Annotated in this window: 17 protein-coding genes, 1 tRNA gene and 3 pseudogenes; 8 read left to right on the top strand and 13 right to left on the bottom strand. The window is 59.2% G+C overall.

Going from position 1 to position 22,966, the window contains the following annotated elements; genetic code table 11:
- Positions 1-19: 19 nt before the first annotated feature.
- From A2I95_RS20200 to A2I95_RS20180, 5 genes and pseudogenes are all read right to left on the bottom strand, one after another.
- A complete protein-coding gene (locus A2I95_RS20200) occupies positions 20-439 on the bottom strand; it encodes a winged helix DNA-binding protein (RefSeq protein ID WP_291732610.1) in 420 nt (139 codons plus the stop codon).
- 285 nt (positions 440-724) lie between these two features.
- Complete coding sequence (locus A2I95_RS20195) at positions 725-931, bottom strand: hypothetical protein (protein WP_291732608.1); 207 nt, start codon at positions 929-931, stop codon at positions 725-727.
- 284 nt (positions 932-1,215) lie between these two features.
- Positions 1,216-1,536 (bottom strand): annotated as a pseudogene (locus A2I95_RS20190) (integrase core domain-containing protein); the annotation flags it as partial.
- A 116-nt stretch (positions 1,537-1,652) separates the two neighbouring features.
- Positions 1,653-2,090: pseudogene (locus A2I95_RS20185) on the bottom strand (ATP-binding protein); the annotation flags it as partial.
- Positions 2,091-2,248: 158 nt separating this feature from the next.
- Positions 2,249-2,740 (bottom strand): tetratricopeptide repeat protein, encoded by a 492-nt coding sequence (locus tag A2I95_RS20180; RefSeq protein ID WP_291732606.1) that lies wholly within the window; start codon positions 2,738-2,740, stop codon positions 2,249-2,251.
- 363 nt (positions 2,741-3,103) lie between these two features.
- Here A2I95_RS20180 and A2I95_RS20175 point away from each other — a divergent pair.
- Positions 3,104-3,391, top strand: a pseudogene (locus tag A2I95_RS20175) (transposase); the annotation flags it as partial.
- A gap of 185 nt (positions 3,392-3,576) precedes the next feature.
- Here A2I95_RS20175 and A2I95_RS20170 read toward each other — a convergent pair.
- Complete coding sequence (locus A2I95_RS20170) at positions 3,577-4,179, bottom strand: hypothetical protein (protein WP_291732604.1); 603 nt, start codon at positions 4,177-4,179, stop codon at positions 3,577-3,579.
- A gap of 656 nt (positions 4,180-4,835) precedes the next feature.
- Positions 4,836-4,912 (bottom strand) — tRNA-Arg (locus tag A2I95_RS20165).
- Between the two features lie 306 nt (positions 4,913-5,218).
- On the opposite strand from A2I95_RS20165, the gene A2I95_RS20160 reads away from it, so the two are divergent.
- Both A2I95_RS20160 and A2I95_RS20155 read left to right on the top strand, forming a co-directional pair.
- Positions 5,219-5,869, top strand: a complete 651-nt coding sequence (locus A2I95_RS20160; RefSeq protein WP_291732601.1) for a GNAT family protein — start codon at positions 5,219-5,221, stop codon at positions 5,867-5,869.
- A gap of 71 nt (positions 5,870-5,940) precedes the next feature.
- Positions 5,941-7,713, top strand: coding sequence for an adenylate/guanylate cyclase domain-containing protein (locus tag A2I95_RS20155; protein WP_291732599.1), 1,773 nt, complete (start codon positions 5,941-5,943; stop codon positions 7,711-7,713).
- Between the two features lie 74 nt (positions 7,714-7,787).
- Here A2I95_RS20155 and A2I95_RS20150 read toward each other — a convergent pair whose 3' ends face one another.
- From A2I95_RS20150 to torT, 5 genes are all read right to left on the bottom strand, one after another.
- Positions 7,788-8,648: a hypothetical protein gene (locus A2I95_RS20150; RefSeq protein ID WP_291732597.1), complete on the bottom strand. Its 861-nt coding sequence runs from the start codon at positions 8,646-8,648 to the stop codon at positions 7,788-7,790.
- 146 nt (positions 8,649-8,794) lie between these two features.
- Positions 8,795-9,802: a hypothetical protein gene (locus A2I95_RS20145; protein ID WP_291732595.1), complete on the bottom strand. Its 1,008-nt coding sequence runs from the start codon at positions 9,800-9,802 to the stop codon at positions 8,795-8,797.
- 333 nt (positions 9,803-10,135) lie between these two features.
- Complete coding sequence (locus A2I95_RS20140) at positions 10,136-11,482, bottom strand: TfuA-like protein (protein ID WP_291732594.1); 1,347 nt, start codon at positions 11,480-11,482, stop codon at positions 10,136-10,138.
- Positions 11,479-12,684, bottom strand: coding sequence for a YcaO-like family protein (locus tag A2I95_RS20135; protein WP_291732592.1), 1,206 nt, complete (start codon positions 12,682-12,684; stop codon positions 11,479-11,481). Before A2I95_RS20135 ends, A2I95_RS20140 begins: the two co-directional genes overlap by 4 nt.
- A 143-nt stretch (positions 12,685-12,827) precedes the next feature.
- Positions 12,828-13,880, bottom strand: a complete 1,053-nt coding sequence (gene torT, locus A2I95_RS20130) for a TMAO reductase system periplasmic protein TorT (RefSeq protein ID WP_291732590.1) — start codon at positions 13,878-13,880, stop codon at positions 12,828-12,830.
- A gap of 92 nt (positions 13,881-13,972) precedes the next feature.
- Between torT and torS the strand changes: the two genes are divergently transcribed.
- Complete coding sequence (torS, locus tag A2I95_RS20125; RefSeq protein ID WP_291732588.1) at positions 13,973-16,900, top strand: TMAO reductase system sensor histidine kinase/response regulator TorS; 2,928 nt, start codon at positions 13,973-13,975, stop codon at positions 16,898-16,900.
- Here torS and A2I95_RS20120 read toward each other — a convergent pair.
- Positions 16,881-17,573, bottom strand: coding sequence for a response regulator (locus A2I95_RS20120; RefSeq protein WP_291732586.1), 693 nt, complete (start codon positions 17,571-17,573; stop codon positions 16,881-16,883). The two genes, torS and A2I95_RS20120, sit on opposite strands and share 20 nt — an antisense overlap.
- A 186-nt stretch (positions 17,574-17,759) precedes the next feature.
- Between A2I95_RS20120 and A2I95_RS20115 the strand changes: the two genes are divergently transcribed.
- The 4 genes from A2I95_RS20115 (at position 17,760) to A2I95_RS20100 (ending at position 21,887) form a co-directional block, all read left to right on the top strand.
- A complete protein-coding gene (locus tag A2I95_RS20115; protein WP_291732584.1) occupies positions 17,760-18,707 on the top strand; it encodes an ABC transporter substrate-binding protein in 948 nt (315 codons plus the stop codon).
- A 68-nt stretch (positions 18,708-18,775) separates the two neighbouring features.
- Positions 18,776-19,807, top strand: a complete 1,032-nt coding sequence (locus tag A2I95_RS20110; RefSeq protein WP_291732581.1) for a glycine betaine/L-proline ABC transporter ATP-binding protein — start codon at positions 18,776-18,778, stop codon at positions 19,805-19,807.
- Entirely contained in the window at positions 19,804-21,768 is a 1,965-nt protein-coding gene (locus tag A2I95_RS20105) for a proline/glycine betaine ABC transporter permease (protein WP_291732579.1), read from the top strand. The genes A2I95_RS20110 and A2I95_RS20105 overlap by 4 nt, the downstream gene beginning before the upstream one ends.
- A complete protein-coding gene (locus tag A2I95_RS20100) occupies positions 21,765-21,887 on the top strand; it encodes a hypothetical protein (RefSeq protein ID WP_291732577.1) in 123 nt (40 codons plus the stop codon). The genes A2I95_RS20105 and A2I95_RS20100 overlap by 4 nt, the downstream gene beginning before the upstream one ends.
- Positions 21,888-22,966 lie beyond the last annotated feature (1,079 nt).

Genomic DNA, 22,966 nt, shown 5'->3' with positions numbered 1-22,966 from the left:
AATGGGATCTGCTGCGCCCTCAGGAGCCGCTGCGCGCTTCGGCCTGACGGACAGCCGCGTCGAACAGCTCAGTCAAGTCCTCCAATGTTTCCGCAGCGCCATGCAACCGTCTGGCCAGATCCGGACGCCCCGCCAGCGCCTGCAGCAGCAGACGTTCACGGGTATCCTGCAGCCTCTCTGCCACCTGACAGCCTTCCTCAGTCAAGCTGTAGGTGACCCCTGAGCGGCCCGCCCCCTGTTTGCGGGTCAGCCCGGCAGTGGCCAGTTTGCGCAGGGAATACTGAATATTGGGAATGTCGGTGCGGTTGGTGCTCCGGGCCAGTTCCTTGATCGTTTTGAACCGGCCGCCATCGCCGATCAACTGCAATAAAGTGATCTCAGCACTTGCCAAGGACACGGTGCTGAGCTGCTCAAAACAGCCAGCCTGCCATCGGGTCAATCCCTCTCCCGCCCTTTGGATTGCCATTTCCAGCATATGCAACCCGGCATCCGGCGACATCTCAACAGCCGTGTCAGCGCCCAAGTCGGCAGGCAAACAAGATAAAGGGGAACGGTCGACTTTGTTATCCAACGAACAACTCCGAAAAATATATTTTAACTGCCCTGAAAAGGCATGAAGACAGCGGGTCAGAAAATGCGTCTGCCCGAAGCCGCCTGTCTGGCAAAGGCATGCAATCAATCCTTGCATACAGCGGCGGCGTCGGAAGCTTTCTGAAAATCCAACTTAAATTACCCGCAACGTATCCAACCAAATCCAAGAAATTTCAATACCCAGGGCCGCCATCTGCTGCGCAACGCTGACAACAACTTGAGGTATGGTGCCAGAGTTTGCCAGCATACACCCGCCACGCGCATCAACTAATTGCGGCTTCCCCCAGAACCATGCTTTCTGCCTGACCTCGAAAACACTGACTATTGGCAGGTTCAGCAAGAAGCTCTCCGGCAGGCTCCAGAACGAGGTTCCGGACCGCTTCCCGGACATGGCTGCGCATTGTCTTTCTCCGCAGTTTCCTGGCAAGTGCGGAGCCGCGTATGGAAACGTCCTGCACCAGCAGCAGCAACGCGATTTCCCGCGGCTGGTGCAGGACCTGATCCGCCTCACCCCAGGCAAGAGTTGTTTCAGTCCGTCGGGACGCTGTGCAGTCGGCCAACATACTTTTCAGGGATTGACCGTGCTGAACTACCCCCCAATCGTTGGACAGGTTCGGACGTAAATTAAGCTACTCTGTGCTCCTGCTGACCGGGTTTGGTTTCGTCATTTCTCAGCCAATAGACCACGGCTGGCGGTTTGCCGCCAAGTGCGGAATGGGGACGTTTTCGGTTGTAGAACTCGATCCGGCAACCAGCACCTGCCTTCGCTTCTGACCCGGTCTCCCAAGCGTGCAGGTAGACGCATTCGTATTTCAGGGACCGCCAGAGCCGTTCGCCGAAGATATTATCGAGGAACCGGCCCTTGCCATCCATTGATATGCGCAGGCCGGAGCGGCGATGACAACCTGTCCAGACAAAGGACGTGAACTGTGTCAGTCGGCCTTGAACTTTGCCCCCCCTATACGCATCCAAAATTGCCCCCCTGTTCGGCGCGCGGTTAGCTGGCCCGATGCGGCGCAGCCTCCACAAAGCGAAGCCGTGTCGGGCCAGCGCCGGCTCGGCTATTCTCGGGTTTTGAAGCGCCAGCTCTCGTTGCCGGTTCCGACGATGTCGCAATGGCGGATAAGGCAGCCGAGCAGCGCGCTGGTCATCTTGGCGCCGCCGAAGACCGAGGTCCATTCGCCGAAGCCGAGGTTGGTCGTCACGATGATCGATTTGCGCCCGTAGAGGCGGCTGATGAGATGGAGCGATAGCTGACCACCGGTTTGTGCGAAGGGAAGATAGCCAAGCTCGCCGAGGGTCAGGAAGCCGAGGCGGCACAGCAGATCCGCCGTGCGTCCCCGCCGGCCGGCGCGGGCTTCCGCATCGAGTTTGTTCACCAGGTCCACAACACTGAAGAAGCGCCCCCGTTTGCCGCGCCGGATGCACGCCCGAGCGATGCTCACAGCAAGGTGGGATTTACCGGTCCCCGTGCCGCCGATGAGTACACCATTGCGCTGCTGCTCAGGCATTGAGAAAATTGCGCCGGGCCTCGAACGGCAGGTCTGGTGAATACTGCATGGCAGCGCGGCACCCCTCGTGATTGGCAGCTTTGGGCCGTCCCGGTCGAGGCCGCGGCCGCGGCCAAGACTACTGTCCGGAAAGAGGCTGCTAGCTGTCATGGCATGAGTAGGGGTAATATTTTTCGGACCTCCTCGGCGAGGGCATGATCAGGAAATTTTTCGATAGCCTGCCGCCAGACCCGCTCAGCTTCAATGAGATCGCCGTTGTTCCAATGAACGCCGCCGAGGTTGAAAATGGCGAGGTCGTAATCAGGATCGAGCGCGATCGCCTTCTCGTAGGCCGCAATCGCGTCGGCCGATCGGTCGCTATTACCGTTCGCTACACCCAGCTGGAACCAGCTCATGGCATCTGGTTGAAGGTGCTCCGCCTGCTCGATGAGGATCGGACGACTTTCTTCGTAGCGACCGAGGGAATTGAGTGCCGTGCCAAGGCAATAGCCATAGTGGCCGCCTTGCAGTTCATAGGCTTTGCGGTGGCAGCGCTCAGCCTCTTCCCAGTTTTCTTCGTCCTGGGCCCAATGACCGAGACGGTCCCAGGGCAAAGCGGCATCCTCGGCATCCAGCTGCGCTATATGCTGTTCGAACACTGATCGAAACTCGGCATTGCCTCGAAGGGTGCAGTGGTTTGCGCGATCCTACGGTCTCGCGAGACTCGCGTGCCTGAGCGTGCAAGGTTCGCCAACCGTGCGAGTCCTTCCAAAGTAAGCTCATCAGTGAATGTGATCGTCAGGGCCTGCTGTTCAGCCCAGTTCTTGCCGCTATGCTCATAGTGGCGCAGTACCACTTCGACGAAGCTGACACGAAGCGACTCTGTCGGCGCATGATACGCCACATAGAAGCTGTACGGGAGCTATGGCTGAATCTGGTGTTTGGGCGGTTTGAAAGCTGGCAGTGCATCTGGTTGGTTTGATGTCGCCAAACAAACCACCAACCATCGAGGACGCACCGCCATGAATGACGCTACCATCATCGAATTTGCCGGTCGAGGCACCGTGTCGGACCCGCTGACGGATCTTCTGCGCAAGGGCGCGCGGGAGCTTCTGCAAACGGCTGTCGAGGCGGAGTTGAACGCTTTCCTGGCCGAGTTTGCGAAATATCGCACCCCGGAGGGCCGGGCCGCGGTTGTTCGGAACGGACACCACCCCGAACGCGCCGTGCAGACCGGGATCGGCCCGGTCACGGTGCAGACCCCGAAGGTGCGCTCCAAGACGGGCGCGCCGGTGACGTTCCCCTCGGCGCCCCGTCGGCCGGATCGACGACTGACAGGCTATCACCGCCCCGCAAACGGGGCGGTGACGCATTCTCACACAGCTGGAATCCCATGCGGGGTTCCGGCCCACAGCCGTGTCTGGACAGTCCCTCAGTGAAAATCGCCATTCTTCATGGCAATAATCCGCATTGCCCTGTGCCGACCCTTTCGGGCTTAGGTCGAAACTGGAACGAGTTCCGCGGCAAGCTCCAGTACAAGGCCACTGACCGCTTCCCGGGCTTGGTCCTGCGATTTCTTCCCGCGCAACTTGCGGGCCAACGCAGACCCGCGGGCGGAGGCTTCCTGTGCCAGCAGCAGAAAAGCAATCTCCCGCAATTGGTGCATGGCCAGATCGGCCTCGTCCTGCCCTAGCAGCCTTTCAAGCTCAGCCGGTGCCGCGCATTCGGACAGCAGGCGCTTCAGGGTGGGACCGTGTTTTGACGCCTCGGCCCGGGCAATGCAGATGTCGGTCATACCTGCCATCTCGGAGTGAAAAACCTCAACCGGCATGCATGCTGCCTGCCTGGAGTAACCGGCCTGCCGCTCGACATGGAGCTCCCGCTGCGCCGGGTCATAGGACATCTCAAGCCCATCGAGCGACACGTCCGATGCAATGGGATTTCCGAAGCGCTTGCGCAGGCTGAGCGCTTCCCCAAAGAGTACCAGCTGCAAAAGGCCGGCCTGCGGCAGATCGCAGGAAATACGCTGGATGCCGCTGCGGCCGGCGTGCTTGTAGTTGAGCGCGAGCCGGGCACCGCCGTCCTCCCGCGCCTCCATCGAGAATATCTTTGCAGGCATGGCGCGGGTTATATGGAAGGCTGCTGGACCTTCAAGCGGCGGCCGATAGATCCGGCGATGCTAGGCGGCCATGCGCCTAAGGCGGCGCCTAGAAGGGACGTGTTTGCATAGAGAGAACTTCGGTCATTCCGGAGCTATTGAAGCCGCCTAGAGCTACGTCTGCGGTATGGGGAATCGCCTGGTCAGCCATTGAGTAAAATGTTGGTCTAATACATGCCTGCCAGCATAATAATTTTGCGGACCAGCCAATTTCCGGGGCGGATACACCGCTTACGTTCAATCAGCTCTGAGACGTTGACGATCCCGTTTAGCTAGTCCCAACTCTTAGCCGGACACTCTCCTTTTGCGCCGCAGCCCGCCCAAAGCCAATGTCTGAGATGAGTAAGCTGCGCTGCAGAATTTGGCCTCCCGGCGACGGTCAGCTTCGGGCCGTTCACGCCCTAATCGATCCCTCCCGGTCCCGACATAGTATGGACGCTCTTCCGCACGCCGTCTCAATGAGCGAGCCAAGCATCATGTAAAGAGGGCGACCGAACCGGATACTCGCGGTTCACCCACAAACATCCGGTTCGTGGTGATTGGGTCAGTTTATGACGCAAAGATCAATTTCGTCTGACGTCTTACACACAAAAAAGTGGCGGACCGAGGAGGATTCGAACCCCCGACCCCTTGATTCGTAGTCAAGTACTCTATCCAGCTGAGCTATCGGTCCACTGTCGCGGGGTGTAATCGCAGCACCGCACAGGCGCAACCCCAAAAGAGATCTCAGCCCGTATTTCTTGCCTGTCTTTCCCGCATGCATTTCGTGCTTTCTCTGCAGGAGCCTGGTGAAAGGTTTGCGCCAAGCCGACGGCATGCAGCAAAGACTTCCCTGCCAAAGCGCACAGGCCGGTTGAGCGCTGCCAGCTTCTGCAACCCCTGCCCGGTCAAATGTGGTATAAGGCAAAAGCTGACGGTCTTCCCACTGCCCTTGAGCCAGAGGAAGCAATACTTAGAAACGGAAAAAGGGGACAGAAAAATGCCGGACCGGCAGCCCGCAGAGTTTCAGCTCAGGCCGCTGGAAGCGGCAGACTTCGCCACCATGGCCGGCTGGTTTCAGAATGTGACCGACCTGGCCTGTTTTGACCGCGCTGCCCGGTCCCCCCTCAGCCTGACTGCCATCGAACAGGCCTGGAACCCTCCTGCCGGTTGTGCGCCGGATACCAGCAAATGCTGGTTTGCAATTGTTACAAAAACCAATGCATTATGCGGTATTGCGGGCCTGGAAAACATTTCCATGGTCAACCGGGACGCCATCGTTGCGCTTTTCATTGAGCAGTCCAGACGCCGCCAGGGTATCGGGATCCGGTCGCTTGCGCTGCTTCTGGACTTTGCATTCCGCCAGATCGGGCTAAATCGCATTACATCATATTACCGTGCCGACAACACCCGCAGCGAGGAACTCACCACGCGCGCAGGCTTCGTAGCCGAAGGCAGGATGCGAGAAGCCTGGTATGCAGAAGGGCGGTACTTCGACATGATCACAGTGGGCCTCCTCCGGGAGGAATGGGAGGCCAGCCGCGGGGTCCTCGCACAGGGGCTTGATGTCTGTGCGAAAGCAAGCTTCCACGGCGCGGAGATTACAGGCTGGGCCTGGCCGCCGGGCCCGGCAGATCCGCCCGCAGGCTGACCGACAGAGCAAAAGGGCAGAACCGGCTTCTCCGGCAGTTCTTGCCGACACTCACAGGAGGAGGACAGCTTGTGAGCGGCCAAAGTAAAAAAACAACGGTCCGGCGCCAGCTTGGGGCAGTGCTTTTTGCCGATGTCGTCGGCTATGCCCGGCTTATGGGCAATGACGAGATCGACACATACAGCGCACTAAAGTCCCTGTTGGAACAGCTGGAAGCAGCATGCAATGCGCATGACGGTCAGGTGGTTGCAGTTCGCGGCGACGGGGTTTTAGCGTTGTTTGAAACAGCGACAAACGCAGTAAAGTTCGGTGTCGAACTGCACCGCATTGCAGAGCAAAGCAACCGTGCACGGCCAGAAGACCAGCAGCTTCGGTTTCGCGCCGGTGTGCATATGGGCGAAATCCTGATTGATGACCGCGGCATTCACGGCGACAATGTCAATATTGCCGCCCGGCTGCAGGAGATTGCCGAACCGGGCCGGGTTTTTGTCAGCGGTTCGGTTTATGAACAAATCCGCAACCGGTTGCGCTTCGGCTTTGAATTTCTCGGCCCGCAGCGCCTTAAGAATATCGCGGAACCGGTGCCCTCCTATTGTGTCCGCAGCGAGGTCGCCGGAGCAGCCATGGCCGCCACCCGGCGTCCTCCGGAAGCTCAGCCGGCAGGCCGTCCGCCACCCGGCATACCATCGGTAGCCGTGCTGCCATTTGCCAGCCTGAGCGGCGACCAGTCCGACAGCTGGTTTGCGGACGGGCTGACAGAAGACATCATCCTGAACCTGTCCAAGTTCAAGAACCTCTTTGTCATAGCCCGCAACTCGGCCTTTTTCTTCAAGACCCGTTCGATGCCCCCTCAGGAAGCCGCGCGCGAGTTAGGGGTGCGGTATGTTGCACGCGGCAGCGTCCGCCGGGCCGGAGCACGGGTACGGATCGCCATAGAATTGATTGACGCGGATTCGGGGCGAACGATCTGGGGCGAGCGCTATGACCGGAACATCGACGATATTTTTGCCATCCAGGACGAGGTGACCGATGCAATCGTGGCGGCAACGGCCGTTCTGATCGAAGCCCAGGAACGCAAACGGATGGCGCAGGCAGCACCGTCTGACCTCGCCGCCTATGGCTTTGTTCTGCGTGGGCAGCAGTTTATTTTCCGCTACACCAGGCAGGATAACCGTGAAGCCCAGACCCTGTACGAACGCGCGCTTGCGCGGGACCAGGATTATGCCCGGGCCTCGGCCGCAATATCACGCACCCTGAACATTGATTGGCGCTATTCCTGGGCCAAAGACGCCGAACACGCGTTGGACACAGCCCTGTCTTATGCCCAAAAAGCGGTGGAGCTGGACCCGACCGATGCCCGCGGTTTCGGCGAGCTAGGATTTGTGCATCTTTACCGGAAAGAGCATGACGCGGCGATTGGCGCCTACCGGCGCGCTCTTGCGCTTAATCCGAACGATGCCGACCTTCTGTCGGACTACGCTGATGCGCTGGCCCATTCCGGCGACAATGAAACAGCCATCGAAAACCTGCAGCAGGCGATGCGGCTGAATCCCTATTTTCCCGATCAATATCTCTGGCATCTGGGCGGCGCCTACTACAATCTTAAGCATTATGAAGCGGTCATCGAAACGCTCACCAAGATGAACAACCCGACCGAAGGACAGCGAATGCTGGCTGCCAGCTATGCGCAGATGGGCAAGATGGAACTGGCCCGGGACATGGCCGCCCGGCACCGCGAAGCACATCCGAATTTTTCACTCGAACGCTGGACCGAGGTGCAGCCAGACCGGCTGGAAGAAGACACCCAGCATTTTGTCGAAGGTCTGAAGAAAGCCGGTTTCTAAAAGGCCGGCGCCCAGGATAGGGACACCGGCCCTTTCTTATTAAGCCGCAGCAAACCTCTGCCAGATACTCAGGCTTAGTCGCCGGATCCGCGTGCTTTCGCTCCGCTCACCTTGGCGCCGCTAACTTTGGCGCCGCTGACCTTGGCACCGCTGACTTTGGCACCACTCACCTTGGCGCCGCTGACCTTGGCGCCGCTTATCGAAGGTCCGCCGTCACCGAAATAGACATCCAGCAGCACCTGTTCCAGCCTGCCGGCCATCACATCCATCCGGATCGAGTAATCGGCCTGATCATAATCCCAGACCCGGATGTCGTTTGCGATCTGATACTCTGCCGAGGCAACACCGGTCACGGAAGGGTTCAGCGGCGCCCGGGACACCTGAACCTGATCGGTAGGCGATTCTGGACCTGTCGCGCTGTCACCGTCGCCATGCACAAGGAAAATCACCGGCTCCGGCAACTCAAAGTAGGTGCCTTCGTAGGAAAACCCGTAGATACGAGCAAGATTCGCATCATCGCTTAGCTGGTCGCCAAGCAGGTTGTTTCTGCCCTGGCCTTTTTGCCGCCGTTTTCCCGCTCGGGAAAATTCCTGCTGCCCGGCATCATAATCACCGACCTGCTTCCACAAACCTTGGCGGGGACCGTGAGCAACCTCAAGTATGGTTCCTTTAGGGAATTGCCGCTGATGACCCCAAGGATTTTCGCTTCCCGCTCCAACCTCATAAAGGCCATTTTCAGCCTTGTCATCCTGCGCCATGACCAGAACTTTGTCACCAGCTGCAACAGTTTCGCCGTTTACTTTAGTACCTTCCAATTTTGGCGTCTTGCTAACCGTGCCAACATCAGCCCCCGCAAATTTGGGGACTATTTTCATGTCGTCGATCAAACGCCCAAATAACAACACTTCAGAAAAACTCAGCAAAGACTCGGCCACTGTACACACTCCTGTGGCTATGGACACAACTCAGGCTGACATTTCAAAAAAGACCGGTCCGGAATTCCTGCAGGTTCTGATGCCTTGAATGTCCCCCTGGGGGTAAAATAGCACAAAAAGAATAGAATTTGTAGACAATCGGCCTTTCAGCCGATCGGCACCCGCGTCCGCACAGAATGCGCATGGCTGTCCTCATCCGCTTCAGCCAGCCGCGGACCGGCCTGGGCAAAGCCAATCCCCCGCATGCGGAAGTTGCCTTCTATGATCGAGTGGAAGGCGCCTCCGGTTGTTTCCTGGTCTACGATCAGCAACGCCTTCTCCACCGCCGCATAGGTGAGGTTTTCGGCATCCAGCATGCTCCACGCCGCCGCCAGATAGGCGCCCAGAAAATCACGGGCTTCCAACAGCGATATGCGGAACCCTTCGGGATCAAGAGCATAGCGCGCATCAAACAGCGCCTGCATAACATCGCTGTAGTAGGGGGTTTCCTCCAACTGGTCGGACAGGTCCTCCATTTCAGGCGTGATCAAATCGTGAACCAGCAGCCGCTCGTGAAAGATGTCGACGAGGATGTCGAACATCGCCCCTGTCAGCGGTTCGGACAGCGCGTGCTCACTGCTCCAGCCGGAAACAAACTCCTGAAGCGTCCGGGTATTTGCTGCCATCCGGATTTGCGCATTCCCGGCAAGCTCGGCAAAGCGGTTCAACTGATTGAACGTGTAAAGATTGCCCTTCGTGTTCTCCAGCAGCTCCTCCACAACCGACCCGAAGTGAAGCGATGCTATCAGCGCCACCATGTCAGCTGCAGATTCGTGAAACCCGAAATACTCGCCCGGCACATCATCCGAGACCGGCATGCCCGCGACACTGTAGATGATGGCGTGGCCGATCTCGTGGGCGACCACATCAAAATTCAGGCTGTAGGCACGGTATTCGCCGCCATGCTCCCAGGTGCCGCCGGTTTCCAGAAACCCCCAGCCAATATGCGCGTTGTCCAGGCTTGGCAGCAGCGACAGCTCCAGCCGGTCATAGTCGCGCGCAAAATGCCAGGGGATCGGATGCCCGAAATACGCCTCCCACACATCCAGCGTGAAATGGGCGGCAGCAAACAAATGCACCGCCTCGAAACCGGGATCTGAAGGCAAAACGTGCATAAAGTGGCCATCTTCATCCGGCGCCGGCGGTTTCTGGACATCTCCATGCCAGGGCGGCAGGTACATGCCCGGCCCCGACGGGCCAGGAACGATGGCCCCAAAAGGAATTGTTTTGCCCAAAGGATTGACTGTATACATCCGCGGCCCTGACGGTCCCGGCCCGATAGAACCGGGCGGCGCCGAAATCTCGACCAATTCCGGTTCGGGATTCGCAGTCCGGAACGGGGATTGCGGAAACAGTAGAAACCGCGTTCCCGGCGCTTCCTCCGCCATCTCAAACGTGTCGTCCATGTGCCCTCCAATTCTGCGGAGGTTTCACCGTATGTGCCCTGCCTAGCCCCTGCTTTCTGGTGCAGACTGTGTTTTTCCCTTTTGATGATACATGAATTCACGCCGGATCAGCGCATAGAATTCATCAAGGTCTTTAAGGCCGATACCCGAGGCATATTCATCCAGGTTATCCGGAATTTCCCGCTGCAGGCGTGTTTCGAAATACCAGAGGGCCAGCCGCACCCGGTCCTGTTCAGGCTGGTTGCTGCCCGGCTGGTTTTGTTCAGCCAGCCATTGCGACTTGGAAACCGCACGGGATTTCAACTGAGCATAGGCGCCTGCCTGCCGAAGCTCTGCCAGCAAGTGCAAGTCCAACTGTTCGCCCAAGGCATTCACGGCGATGCCAGCCAGCGTTGCTCCTCCAAGCAGTGCTTCATACCCGTCAGCAGTCAGCCTGTTTTCAGCCAGCCACTGTTTGAGGTCGGCACTGCGGAAAAGCTTGAGTGTTTCCCGGTGGCTGTTCAATTGCTCTAAAACCTCTTGCCGGTCCGCGCGCAGCCCCTTTCGCCTGGCATCCTCCAGCGCCAAGCAGCGAACTGCAGCGCGGGTCCGGAATTCACCAAAGCGCTCCGGCTCCAGGCGCAACTCATCCAGCACCTGCAGGTCCGCATCACGCAGGCTGTACGCCTCCGCCTCGATCCGCCGCACCAAACCCTGCCAGGCAAGCGAGCGTTCAACTTTCTCAGGCGGAATGGAAACAGCCTTTCCCCCCGTCTCCAGAAACGCCGCCATACGGATCAGCATCTTCTGCGCGTCCTCGCGCTTGGCATCCACCCGCCCGGTTTCCAGCCAGGCCGAAAACCTGTCAAGCCAGGATGCATCCGCAAATCCCGCAAGGATCTGTTCCCAGGTCCTGTCGTGATAAAATAGTTGCTTGGCCGTTCTGAGAAGTTCCGCCGCCTGATCCGCTTCCAGCACCGCGCCATCTACCGCGCGCGCCACGGTTGCCCGGATCGAGACCATCGGTTCACTCAACGGTGCAAAGCCCAATTCTGCCGGGCTGTGCAGAACAGCAACTTCGTCATCGTCGCAAATTTCACCCGCAGCATAGGCCTCATAGATGTCCCCGGTGCCAACCATCCCGAACGCAGACAGCTCAGCGGCCCGCAGTGCCCCCATGCTGGCGCTGCCGAACACCGCGATCCCCTGCTCCAGCGCCCACAGGATTTCCTTGTGCCAGACCGAGGGCACGCCTTCGAAGTATCCGTCGATCAAGCCGATGACCGTCGCCCCTTGACGGGCGGCCCGGTAAATGTCGCCTTGACCAGCCGGCGGTAGAACAGTGGCATTCAGAAGGTTCCGGACCTCCCCAGTGCTGATTGTCGGGCCTGCAAAAACAACTGCCGTCAAACCTGCGCCTCCTCTGTTCTCAGGGCCCTCGGGCCTGCTATGAAATCCGGATCGTCATGCGGTGCCTCCAGTCCCGGGATCACCGCGCGCACCACAGAGATGCCCAGACCCGGACGCGACAAGTCGACCGTCAGAACTTGCTCCATCCCCGCATCCTCCAGCCGGTTCAGGAGCCATGCCAGGTCATCTTCGAACGACGGTGATGAGTAGGACGGGCAATCTTGCAGCCGGCCCACCGGTTCGGTTCGAGCCAGCACCGCCCGGACATACTGCGCGCGTTCTGCCGACGCCTTTGGGGTAAACTCATCCGGATCCAGATCGTCGCGCGCGCCGGAGATATAGGTCAGCCGCGTCTGTGCCGCCTCGGTCAGCGCCCGCAGCAGGGCAATGGCCCGGTCCGGGTGGCAGCCGCTGCCAATGCCGATATGACCGGGCCGGCTGCCGGCTTCGCAAATCATGCAATGAAACGCCGCCACTCCGGTGTCCGAGGCAATATTCCAAACTCCGGCTTTCAATCCGGCTGCAGCAAACCGTTCCAGCGCCGCGCGGCAGCGCGGGTCGTCAATGGTTTCGGGATCGATACGCGGACCCGGCAGTGCATGCTGCCACAGCGTGATCGCATCCCTTTCAATCAACTCGCAAATCGCGTGACAGGTGGCTTCCGCCAAGCTGTTACCGGACGCAAGACCGTTGGTTGTGCGCGGGAACGCCCCCTGACCGCCGCAGGGCCGCGCGGTATAGTCGGTGTCAACCATTTCGTAGGGCAGCCAATGCGGCTGGCCTGACGCAAGATCCTTGCCCTTGATCCACAGCATCGGATGGCAGGGATCAAAGTTCCCGCCGGTCACACGGGGCAGCCGCTCAACATCCGCAACCAATGCGTCTTGCTGCAAGTCCTGATAACTTGCGGCCCGCAAGGGCAGTATGATCCGTTCCGCGTGCCAGGTCTCAATCGCTTCCATCACCCCCGAGGCCTGCGCCGCTTCCAGCGTCAGCCCCTTGCCCAGCGCCACGGCAACGGAGCGGGAATTCGGCCGTGTCACCATAACGGTTGGCAATCCGACCCGGTCCAGCCCGGTCAGATTTGCAATGCGGGTGATGCCCATGCCGGCAAGATGCGGCCGGACAACTGCCAGCGTCTGCGCCGGATCGCACAGCCGGTGGGTGTCCAGAACATATCCCTTCTGCTGCGCCTTTTGCATGGGGCAGACCTCATTGAAACGGCCGCCACAGAAAGTCCGCTGGCTGCCTGTTGGTATCCCGCAATCTTTGGATAAGGATGCTGGATCACACGCCGCCGGTCAACAAAACTGCCGCTTGCCGGTCTAATGCCGCCGCAGCACCGTCACCGTTGCGGATGAAAATCAAAAACCGGTACAAAACTTGCCGGCGCCAGAGACTGCTCCAGCATATCCCCGCGCAGCGAGTTCTGATCAAAAACCTGGATTTCCGGCCCGGTATGTTTAACGCTCAGCTTTCCCTCAATTGCCCGCACCGCCATTTCCACCGCCAGCCGCCCTTGCAGAACAGGGAAATCCGTGGGGGCCGCAATGATGCGGTCCCGCAGAACACCCCGGTAGACGGCATGGGTCATGTAGTCAGACACAACCTGAACCTTCCCCTGCAAACCCCGGGCCCGAAGGACCGACACGGCAGCCTCGGCAGCAGGTGCAGATCCGGCGATGTAGTCCAGATCCTGCACCTCATCCAGCGCCTCTTCGACAAGGCGAACCTGGATCTCCCGGCCGGTGTCTCCGTATTTCGTCACCGCAACCATCGCCGAGCTTTCCGCCAGCCCCGCGCGAAATCCTTGCTCAACAAATTTCACCCAGCCCGCATTCTCGGGACCGGGAAACCAGGCCACTTTCACTGGCGGTGTGCCCTTGGGATGCCGCGCAGCGATGATGCGCCCGGCAACAGCGCCCATTTCCGTCCAGGACACACCGACCTTGGCAGTGATCCCCGCATCGGCGATATCATTCACCGCTGCAATTACCGGAACTTGTCCCGCAATCCGCTCCACCGTTCCGGTAAGACCCGCAAAAGAGACCGTCCCCAGGATCAGGGCATCTGCCCCCGCCTCCACACAGTCTTCGGCCTGGCGGATCTGCCGCTGCAAGTTCGGATACCCGCCGGCCTCAACCAGTTTGAAGGAAACCCCCAGCCGCGCAGCCTCCGCCACCATTCCGTAGTTGACGCTCAGCCAATAGGCGTCCTTCAGATGCGGATACGCAATGCACAGCCGCCATATCTGCGAGGCGCGTTCTAACGGCTGATAATCTGCAGTCTCGTATCCGCTTTCGTAGTCGAACGGGGTTCGTGGAACCTGCAGGCGCCAGCCGTCCGCGACGGCTGCAGTGCAAAACACTGAGAAGAACAGGAACCAAAGTGCGCGCATGAAAATCCCTTCCAGGCACTGAGGATAGGCAGCAGAATGCAAAAGGGAAATTCAAAATTGCAGAAAAGGCAAATGCGCGCGACAGTTCAGGGATGTTAAAGAAACTTGGTCTTGGCGGAAAATTAAGCCTCGCATTCGTCGTCATTGCAGGGCTGCCGACCCTTGCGGGCATTCTTGGCCTGGTCGAACTGCGGGTGCTTGCACGCCGCCAGGCAGAGGTCATCAGTCAGACCATACCCGCCATTGCCGAAGTCCGCGGCATGGCCGAGGAAAGCACCCGCATCATTGCAATCGCTCCGGAGCTGGCCGCAGTTAACACCCAGTCCGACCGGGAAAACCGCGCGCAATTCCTGTCCGCCCAAGTCCAAGCACTTACCCGGCGGCTTGAGGCGTTGGAGACAGCCGGCGGCACAGGGTCCGCCCGGCTGCGTGACACAGTGACGGAGGCATCCCGCGTGCTGCCGCTGCTGAACGCCCTGGTCGAAACCCGCATCGCCCTGCACAGCGAGTTCAACCAGCTGGCCGGACTAAATCTTTCTGCTGCGAACAACTTGCTCAGCATGGCCGACACTTTGGTGGCAAACGCCGAGATGGGTACTACTGCGGTGATATCCAGTCTTTACGGCCCAGGTTCCTCCCCGATTGAGGAGCAGGCCCGTACAGATACGCTGGACAAGCTGATCGAGGTTGACCTGTTCCAACTGGGCCTGATGTTCGAACTGCGTTCGCAGACTGCCGAAATCGGGCTGCTGATCAACCGGATCGAAGACGCCGGCGATGAAACCGAACTGGGTGAGATCGAGGCCTCACTGACCAGCCGGCTGCTTGTGGTGTCCCGCCGGATCAAGGCGATCCGCGACCCTGGGCGGCGCCAGCAGGCCGAAGGCTATGCCGCGCAATTGCGCACTGTCTCGGAGCAGGACATCGGGCTGTTTGTGCTGCGCGACAGGATTCTGGCCACTGAAGGCCGCATAACCGCGCTTCAGCAGGGCCTGCAGACAACCGCATTGCGGCTTGGCGACGAGGCCGCAGCCGTCGCGGACCAAGCCCAAGCGCGGGTGATCCGGTCCGGCAATTCTGCCGCTCTCGACGTTCAGCGGGCCCAACTGCGCAACGGTTTTGCTGCAATTGCAGGGTTTGTGCTGTCGCTTGCAGTCCTGTGGTTTTATGTGCGCGGAAGTATCACCCGGCGCCTGAATCAGCTGTCGGGCACGATGGCAGCTCTGATGCGGGGCCAACTGGACCACCGGGTACGGCCGAGAGGGCATGACGAAATCGCCCGGATGGAAGCCGCGGTGGAGGTTTTCCGCCAGCAAGCCATCGACAAATTGGAACTGGAGACTGTCCGGGACCGCAATGAACAGGAACTTCGGGAACACCGCAACAATCTGCAGGCCCTTGTCAATGAACAGACCGAGCGGCTGCAAGAAGAAGTCGAAGCACATGACGAAGCCCGGCAGAAAGCGGAAACCGCCGATCAAGCCAAATCCGAGTTTCTTGCCATGATGAGCCATGAAATCCGCACGCCAATGAATGGCGTGCTTGGCATGCTGCGCAGCCTATCGGACGATGGCCTGCCGCCAAAGCAGATGGAGCTGCTGCGGGCCGCGCTGGTCTCCGGCCAAAACCTGCTGAAAATTTTGAATGACATTCTGGACTATTCGAAAATCGAAAGCGGTGCATTGAAACCGGAAATCAGCACGTTTTCCCTGCGGGAACTGGTGACCGACATTGTCGTGCTGCTGCGGCCCGGCGCGGACAGCAAAGACGTCCATCTGTGGCTGGATGCGCCTGAAAATCTACCCGATGCCGTGCAGGGAGATGCAGCCAAGCTCCGGCAGATTCTCTTCAACCTCTTATCCAATGCATTGAAGTTCACTGAGGAAGGTGAGGTCATTTTGCGGGTCCGAGCCACTGATGAGGCCCGCCGGCGCCACCGGGTGACCTTTGAGGTCAGCGACACCGGCAAGGGTATTTCGGCAGAGGCAAAGTCCAGAATTTTCGAAGCCTTTGAACAGGAAGACACAGACACTGCGCGCAAATTCGGCGGTACCGGGCTGGGGCTCGCAATCAGCAGGCATTTCGCCCAAACCCTCGGTGCCCGGCTGTCGCTGGAAAGCGCCCCCGGCGTGGGTTCTGTATTCACACTGACCCTGGAACTGGAACCGGGCAACCCTGCCGATCTGGAGCTTGAAGAGCCGCAGGCCCCGGCAAAGAAAGCCGAACACCCCCTGTCTGTGCTGGTGGTCGAGGACAACGAAATCAATCAGATGGTCGCTCAGGGGTACTTGGAACGTATGGGTCACAGCTGCCAATGCACCGGCAGCGCCGAAAGCGCGCTGGAACTGCTGCCCGGCTCCGGTTTTGATCTGGTGCTGATGGATGTGAACCTGCCGGGCATCAGCGGCACCGAAGCCACCCGCCGCCTGCGCGCCCTGCCCGACCGGCGGATTGCCGAACTGCCCGTCATCGGCATTTCGGCGCATGTGCAAAAAGACCAGATCGAAACTCACCTGCGGGCTGGCATGAACGGTTTCGTCGCCAAGCCGGTCTCTCCTGAACGGCTGGCCAAGGCATTGGACAGCGTTATGCAGGGGCGCGAGGGCGCGATCTATTTGTCTGCCCGCCAGGCTGTTCCGGAACAGCCGGACCGCCGCGCCAGTCTGCACAAACAGATGCAGGAAAACATACGGGACTTGGGTGCGACGCAAGCATTCGGCATCGCAAGGATATTCAAACAGGAGCTGCCGCAAGGCCTTGCCCGCATAACCAAAGCTCAGAAAACAGAAGATCTCGGATCGCTTGCAAAAGAAGCGCACCGCGCCAGAGGGGCTGCCAGCACCTTTGGACAGCGGGACCTTGCCGCGCTGCTGGCAGCATTGGAAACACACGCCGAGAAAGGGGATATGGACGCAGCCAAGGACCATCTGGACAAGCTGGCAGTCTTGGTTCCGCAGATCCTGGAGGCGCTGGCCGCAGTGCTGCGCGAGTGTGAAACCGTCAGTTCAAAGGCGCCGTGAACACATAGCCTTCGCCATGCACGGTGGTGATCACCCGCGGATTGGCGGGATCCTCCTCCAGCTTGCCGCGCAGACGCCGGATCAGCACATCCACGGTGCGGGGGTTTGCGCCGTATTGCCGGTGGGTAACCCGGCTCATCAGCGCATCGCGCGAAGCCACCTCCCCTGGCCGGCTGATCAGCATGTCCAGCACTTCGAATTCGGCCCGGGTCAGGGAAATGCTGTCACCCTGCACCGTTTGCAGATGCCGCGCCGCGACGTCGAATTGAAATTTCCCGAATTTGTAGATCCGGCGTGACAAACGCCGGACATCCTGCGTCCGCCGCAGCAGGTTTTTGAGCCTGGCCAGCAATTCGCGCCGGTTGAAGGGCTTGCAGACATAATCATCCGCGCCTAGCTCCAGTCCGACAATCCGGTCAATCTCATCATCCCGGCCGGTCACCAGGATGATCCCCAATTCGGACTTGGCACGCTGTTCCCGGGTAATCTGCAGCCCGTCTTTTCCGGGCAGGTTGATGTCGACGAGCAGAAGATCAACATCTTGTTCTTCAAGTATGCTTTCCGCGTCTTCGGCAGTCTCAGCCTGCGAAACACTGTAGCCTTGGGCATCCAGATAACTGGCGAGAGTGGCCCGGGTGACGGGTTCGTCCTCAATGATCAAAATATGCGCCATTATTTTGAAACCCTCGCGATTATTCCTATCGGTTAACAAATTTTAACATAACTGACCAGCCTGTTCATCCCGCCGGGCTGACCTGTTCACAACTGCTGCCTAACTTCTTGTCTCGAAAGCCCGGCTTTCAAAACACGGAAAAGCTCAGGCCATCAGGACCGGGGCTGCGACAACAGGGAGACACACATGAAATACCGGCAATACCTAATGGCCAGCGCTGCGGCCATGATGATGACGGCCCCGATGGCGATGGCCGAAGATTCCTCGGACCCGATCATCATTCCGATCCACAACTGGTCAAGCCAGATCGTGATGAGCCACGTTGTCGGACAGATCTTTGAATCGATGGGCAACAGTGTCGAATATGTATCCACCGACAGTCAGGCAGTCTATGAATCCGTCCGCCTTGGCGATGTGACCCTGGAACTGGAAGTCTGGGAAGGCGCCTTTGGCAAGTCCTTCAACGAAGCGCTGGCCAAAGGCGGGCTGCATGACGCAGGCGACCACAACGCCGTTACCCGCGAAGACTGGTGGTACCCGGCCTGGACCAAGGACGCCTGCCCGGGCCTGCCAAGCTGGGAAGCGTTGAACGATTGCGCTGCAGCCTTTGCCACGCCTGAAACGGGCGACAAGGGCCGTTTCCTGGGCGGCCCCGTTGACTGGCTCAAGCATGACGCGGAGCGTGTTGAAGCGCTGAACATGAACTTCACAGTTGTGAACGCAGGGTCTGCTTCGGCGCTATGGGCCGAAGTTGCCGCTGCCGAAAGGACAAAAAAGCCGGTGGTGATCTTCAACTGGACGCCGAACTTTGCCGAAGCCGTCTGGCCAGGTGAATTCGTCGAATTCCCCACCTGGGTCGAAGGCTGCGACAAGGACCCGTCCGTCGGCCCGAACCCGGACGCCACCTATGATTGCGGCAACCCGGCCAACGGCTACCTGAAGAAGGCCGCTTGGGACGGCATGAAAGAGAAATGGCCGGCCGCCTATGAGACGCTGACCGAAATCAGCTTCACCAACCCGCAAATCGCAGAAATGGCCAAGCTGGTCGACATCGATGAGATGGAGCCCGAGGACGCCGCTGCTGAATGGCTCGCAGCCAATGAGAACCTCTGGAAGCCCTGGACCGGCTCCTGATTTCCCCTCCAAACCCTTTTTCCGGGGCGGCGCGCTGCCCCGGTTCCTCTGCCAACGAAAGATAAGCCATGACCGCCGCCACCCCCGTCATTTCCTGCAAAAACGTCTGGAAACTGTTTGGCGCCCAACCTGAACAGTATCTGAAGTCGCTGACCGGCAACCCGGGCTTTGATGAGATCCGCCAGGCTGGCTACATCGCGGCTGTGCGCGACGTCTCCCTGGATATCGCCAAGGGGGAAATGCTGGTGATCATGGGGCTGTCAGGTTCCGGCAAGTCCACCTTTGTACGCTGCCTGTCCCGTCTGATTGATATCACCGGCGGAGAGGTCCGGGTCGAAGGTCAGAACATTGGTGAGATGTCCGAGAAGGAGCTGATTGATCTCCGCCGCAACAAGATGGGCATGGTGTTCCAAAGTTTCGGCCTTTTGCCGCACCGTACCGTGCTGGACAACGTCGCCTTCCCGCTGGAAATGCGTGGCCAGGACCGCCACGCACGCCGCGCCCGTGCGCTGGAAGTGATCGAACTGGTCGGTCTTTCCGGCCGCGAGGACTATTTCCCGCGTGAGCTGTCGGGCGGCCAGCAGCAACGTGTCGGCATCGCCCGCAGCCTGGCGATCGAGCCCGATATCTGGTTTCTGGACGAGCCGTTTTCGGCGCTTGACCCGCTGATCCGCCGCGAGATGCAGGACGAATTCCTGCGCCTGCAGGAAATGCTTGGCAAGACCATTGTCTTTATCACTCACGACTTTGACGAGGCCCTGCGCCTTGCCGACCGAATTGCAATCATGAAGGACGGCGTGGTTGAACAGTGCGATACTCCGGATCAGATCGTGCTGAACCCGGCCACCGAGTATGTCGCCAAGTTCACTGAAGAAATCGAGAAATCCCGCGTGGTGCACGCCGGCGTTCTGGCACGCGACGTGAACGGCCACAGCCTGACTGGCACGCCGATCGGCGAGAAACAGACTATCTCTGAATTGGCCCGCCTGCTCGTGAATGACAACCGCGACTTCCTGCCCGTGGCCAACGGTTCCGGAGCGCTGATCGGCGCGATGAACCGCCAGGAAGCGCTGGATGTGCTTCTGGGAGAGCCATCATGACAGATCAGACCATGGTTCTTTCTGGAAAACCTCAAACATGGACACGCGCCAGAACCGGCTGGGCGCTGTTTGCGCTGGCCTGCGTTCTGGCGGCCGGCAGCGCCGTGCTGCCTGCAGGGCTGGTAAGGCCGCCTGAATGGCTGGTGCTGCCTTTTGCCGACTGGATCAACGCGATCTTTAATTTCCTGCGCGATGATCTTGGGCTTATCTACCTGACCCGCGCCTTTGCTGATGGGGTTGAATGGCTGCTCGATGTGACCGCCAACTTGCTTTACGGCAAGAACCGCTGGCCCCGCGTCGGCCCCATTCCATGGACAGTGATCGCCAGCATCGGCTTTGTTATCGGCTATGCCTTGCAAGGCTGGCGGCTGTCGCTGCTGACCGGCGGCACCTTTGTCTGGATCGCTGTCATGGGACAGTGGAAATGGGCAATGGAAACACTCTCCGTTATCGTTGTCGCTGCCCCGTTCTCGATCCTGTTCGGGCTGGTTATGGGCATCCTCGCCTGGCGCTCGAAAAACTTTGAGCGGATCCTGAATCCGATCCTCAACATCGCGCAAAGCCTGCCGCATTTCGCCTATATGATCCCGGTGGTTGTCTTTATCGGAGTCGGCCCCAAGGCGGGCGCCATCGTCACTATCATCTTTTCGGTGCCGCCGATGATCCGCATGTCCCTGCTGGGTTTGCGCAAGGTCCCGCATGAGGTGATTGAAAGCGGACACATGTGCGGCTCGACCCGCTGGCAACTGCTCCGCCACGTCCGCATCCCCACCGCCCGGACCGAGATCCTGGTCGGCGTGAACCAAGTCATCATGCAATGCCTTGCGATGGTGGTTCTGGCCAGTTTCATCGGCATGCCCGGCTTGGGCCAGAAACTGCTGCAATTGCTGCAGGCGCTGAAGATCGGCCGCTCGGTCGAGATCGGCATCACCATCGTGCTGCTGGCCGTCATGCTGGACCGCTGCACCAAGGCCTGGGCGACCAAGCAGCCGGAGCATTTTGAGAAGGGCATCTCCTTTGCGGTCCGCAACAAATTTCTGCTGATCGCTGCGGGCCTTTCCCTTGCCTGCCTTGTTCTTGCACAGTTCATTCCGCTGATGGACCAGATCGGTCGCCGCGATGCCTTCACCATTTCCAAGCCGATTGATACCGTCGCAGACTGGTTCATCGTGTTGATTGATCCGGTCACTCAATGGCTGCGCTGGTTTCTGATCACCTGGGTGCTGATCCCGATCCGCGATGCTTTCTTGTGGATGCCGTATGCCGCGGTACTGATGCTGCTGGCCGCCGCAGGCTGGGCCATCGGCGGCCTGCGCTCGGCGCTGGTATGCGTTGCCTTCTTCGGCCTCATCGCCATGTCCGGCTGGTGGGACCGCGCGATGATCACAGTCTATACCGTCGTCGTCGCTGTCTCGATTGCGACTGTGCTGGGCTTTCCGCTGGGCATCTGGGGATCGTTTCACGAGAAACGTGCCGGCATTGCGCTGCTGATCTGCGACACATTACAGACCTTTCCCAGTTTCATCTACCTGATCCCAGTGGTTATGCTGTTCGGGGTGAACGATGTGGCGGTGATCGGTGCGGTTGTCCTCTTTGCCGCCGTGCCGCTGGTGCGCTACACCATCGAAGGGTTGCGCCAAGTGCCCGAAACCCTGATCGAAGCCGCTGACATGTCCGGCGCCACCCGGATGCAAACCCTATGGAAGGTCCGCCTGCCGATGGCGCTGCCCACCATCATGGTCGGGGTGAACCAGTCGGTGATGTTCTCGCTGTTCATGGTGATCATTGCCGCCTTCATCGGCACCCAGGACCTGGGCCAGGAAATGCAGCGCGCGCTGTCTTCTACCGATGTGGGCAAAGGGCTGGTGCTTGGTCTTGCCGTCGCTTTCATGGGGCTGATGGTCGACCACCTTGTCACCACCTGGGCAAAGACCAAGAAAGATGCGCTGGGGCTGGAGTGACATTGCGACTACCCGAAGGCGTCCCGCTAATCGCCATCGCAGGCGTTTGGGGGGATTACAGCAACATCCTCTGTCTGTTCATGGATGCCAACGGCAACGGCCACGGGCTCCGCTTTTGATGTCGTTCTTTATAGCCGAAAGCAGGCTTGACCCTCAGAGTATCGACGACCATCTGGCCGAGCTTGCCCGTATCTTGACAACCAACCTTTTGCTACCCGCCCTGGATCCCAACCCCGATGATTAAGCCATTGCTTCTTACCGTTCTGTCTTGGGTATTTGCCGCAGTGTCTCCTGGGAACTCTCAAGCAGAGAGCATAGGAGCTGACAGTTGGAGCAAGCAAAAATGCGCTCTCTACCGGCGAGCCGTTGATGATGCAGTCAGATTTCTCGGGGCTTCAGGGATGCAACCGAGATTTCTGGAACAAAACGAACAATTCATTGAAGGCGGATGCCAAGGAAAGGGAAGCGTCTGCCCTCAATCAGAGAAAGAGGTAGAGTTCGCAAACCTACTGACCATCATGACGATGAACGAAGGCATGGCCAGTACCTTCGTTCCTTTCGGATGTGACGGTTGAAGGCATCGGCCTGCCGCTCCGTGCGGTTTTCAGCCATCTGTGTCGGGCGCAGAATTTTTCGATTTGGGCTGATTTTGTTGAAAAACTCCGAATTCGGCGCAAACTGCTGAAATTTTTTGAGCACAGGGCGGGTTGCCGTATTCGGCGAGGGGGTCGGCCAATTCCATCCTTCGGCCCTGTAGCGCCACCTCACAATCTGGGATCCGCAATCTGGCGTGACTTTTGCGTGTCATGCGATTTCTGCGAAAACCACGACTTTCACATTTTGGAGTTTTTCAACAAAATCGGCTCGAACCGCCCGCCCAGGCTCGCCGCAGCGTAGGGCAGGAGCGAGCCCATTTTACCGAGCAAGCAGTTGCAGCAATTTGCAACTGCAGCAATATCGCGCGAGCGAGGTCGGCCAAAGCCGACCTCCAACAACTTCTATCGATGCCGCGGTGCGCCCGTCACTACTGCCGTTCGCAGCGGGAGCACAATTTTAGGTTCGCCAAGCGGAACCAAGACAAGAATTGGCTTCCGCGAGTTCGTCAAACACTGCCGCTTGGTTCTTTGCCATCTGATTAGGCATCCCGAAAACCCGCCACGATTGCATCTATCAAAGCCCGAACTCTGCGTRGCTGCGT

It is taken from the genome of Leisingera sp. F5 (genome assembly GCF_001593695.1).
The sequence above is the reverse complement of the archived record's forward strand: the minus strand, read 5'-3'. Positions and strand labels throughout refer to the sequence as shown.

Bases quoted from the DNA above. Each gene is read 5' to 3' on its own strand.
- A2I95_RS20170 (WP_291732604.1), bottom strand. From the start codon at position 4,179: ATGGAGGCGCGGGAGGACGGCGGTGCCCGGCTCGCGCTCAACTACAAG.
- A2I95_RS20160 (WP_291732601.1), top strand. From the start codon at position 5,219: ATGCCGGACCGGCAGCCCGCAGAGTTTCAGCTCAGGCCGCTGGAAGCG.
- A2I95_RS20145 (WP_291732595.1), bottom strand. From the start codon at position 9,802: ATGCACGTTTTGCCTTCAGATCCCGGTTTCGAGGCGGTGCATTTGTTT.
- A2I95_RS20135 (WP_291732592.1), bottom strand. From the start codon at position 12,684: ATGCAAAAGGCGCAGCAGAAGGGATATGTTCTGGACACCCACCGGCTG.
- torT (WP_291732590.1), bottom strand. From the start codon at position 13,880: ATGCGCGCACTTTGGTTCCTGTTCTTCTCAGTGTTTTGCACTGCAGCC.
- torS (WP_291732588.1), top strand. From the start codon at position 13,973: ATGTTAAAGAAACTTGGTCTTGGCGGAAAATTAAGCCTCGCATTCGTC.
- A2I95_RS20120 (WP_291732586.1), bottom strand. From the start codon at position 17,573: ATGGCGCATATTTTGATCATTGAGGACGAACCCGTCACCCGGGCCACT.
- A2I95_RS20115 (WP_291732584.1), top strand. From the start codon at position 17,760: ATGAAATACCGGCAATACCTAATGGCCAGCGCTGCGGCCATGATGATG.
- A2I95_RS20110 (WP_291732581.1), top strand. From the start codon at position 18,776: ATGACCGCCGCCACCCCCGTCATTTCCTGCAAAAACGTCTGGAAACTG.
- A2I95_RS20105 (WP_291732579.1), top strand. From the start codon at position 19,804: ATGACAGATCAGACCATGGTTCTTTCTGGAAAACCTCAAACATGGACA.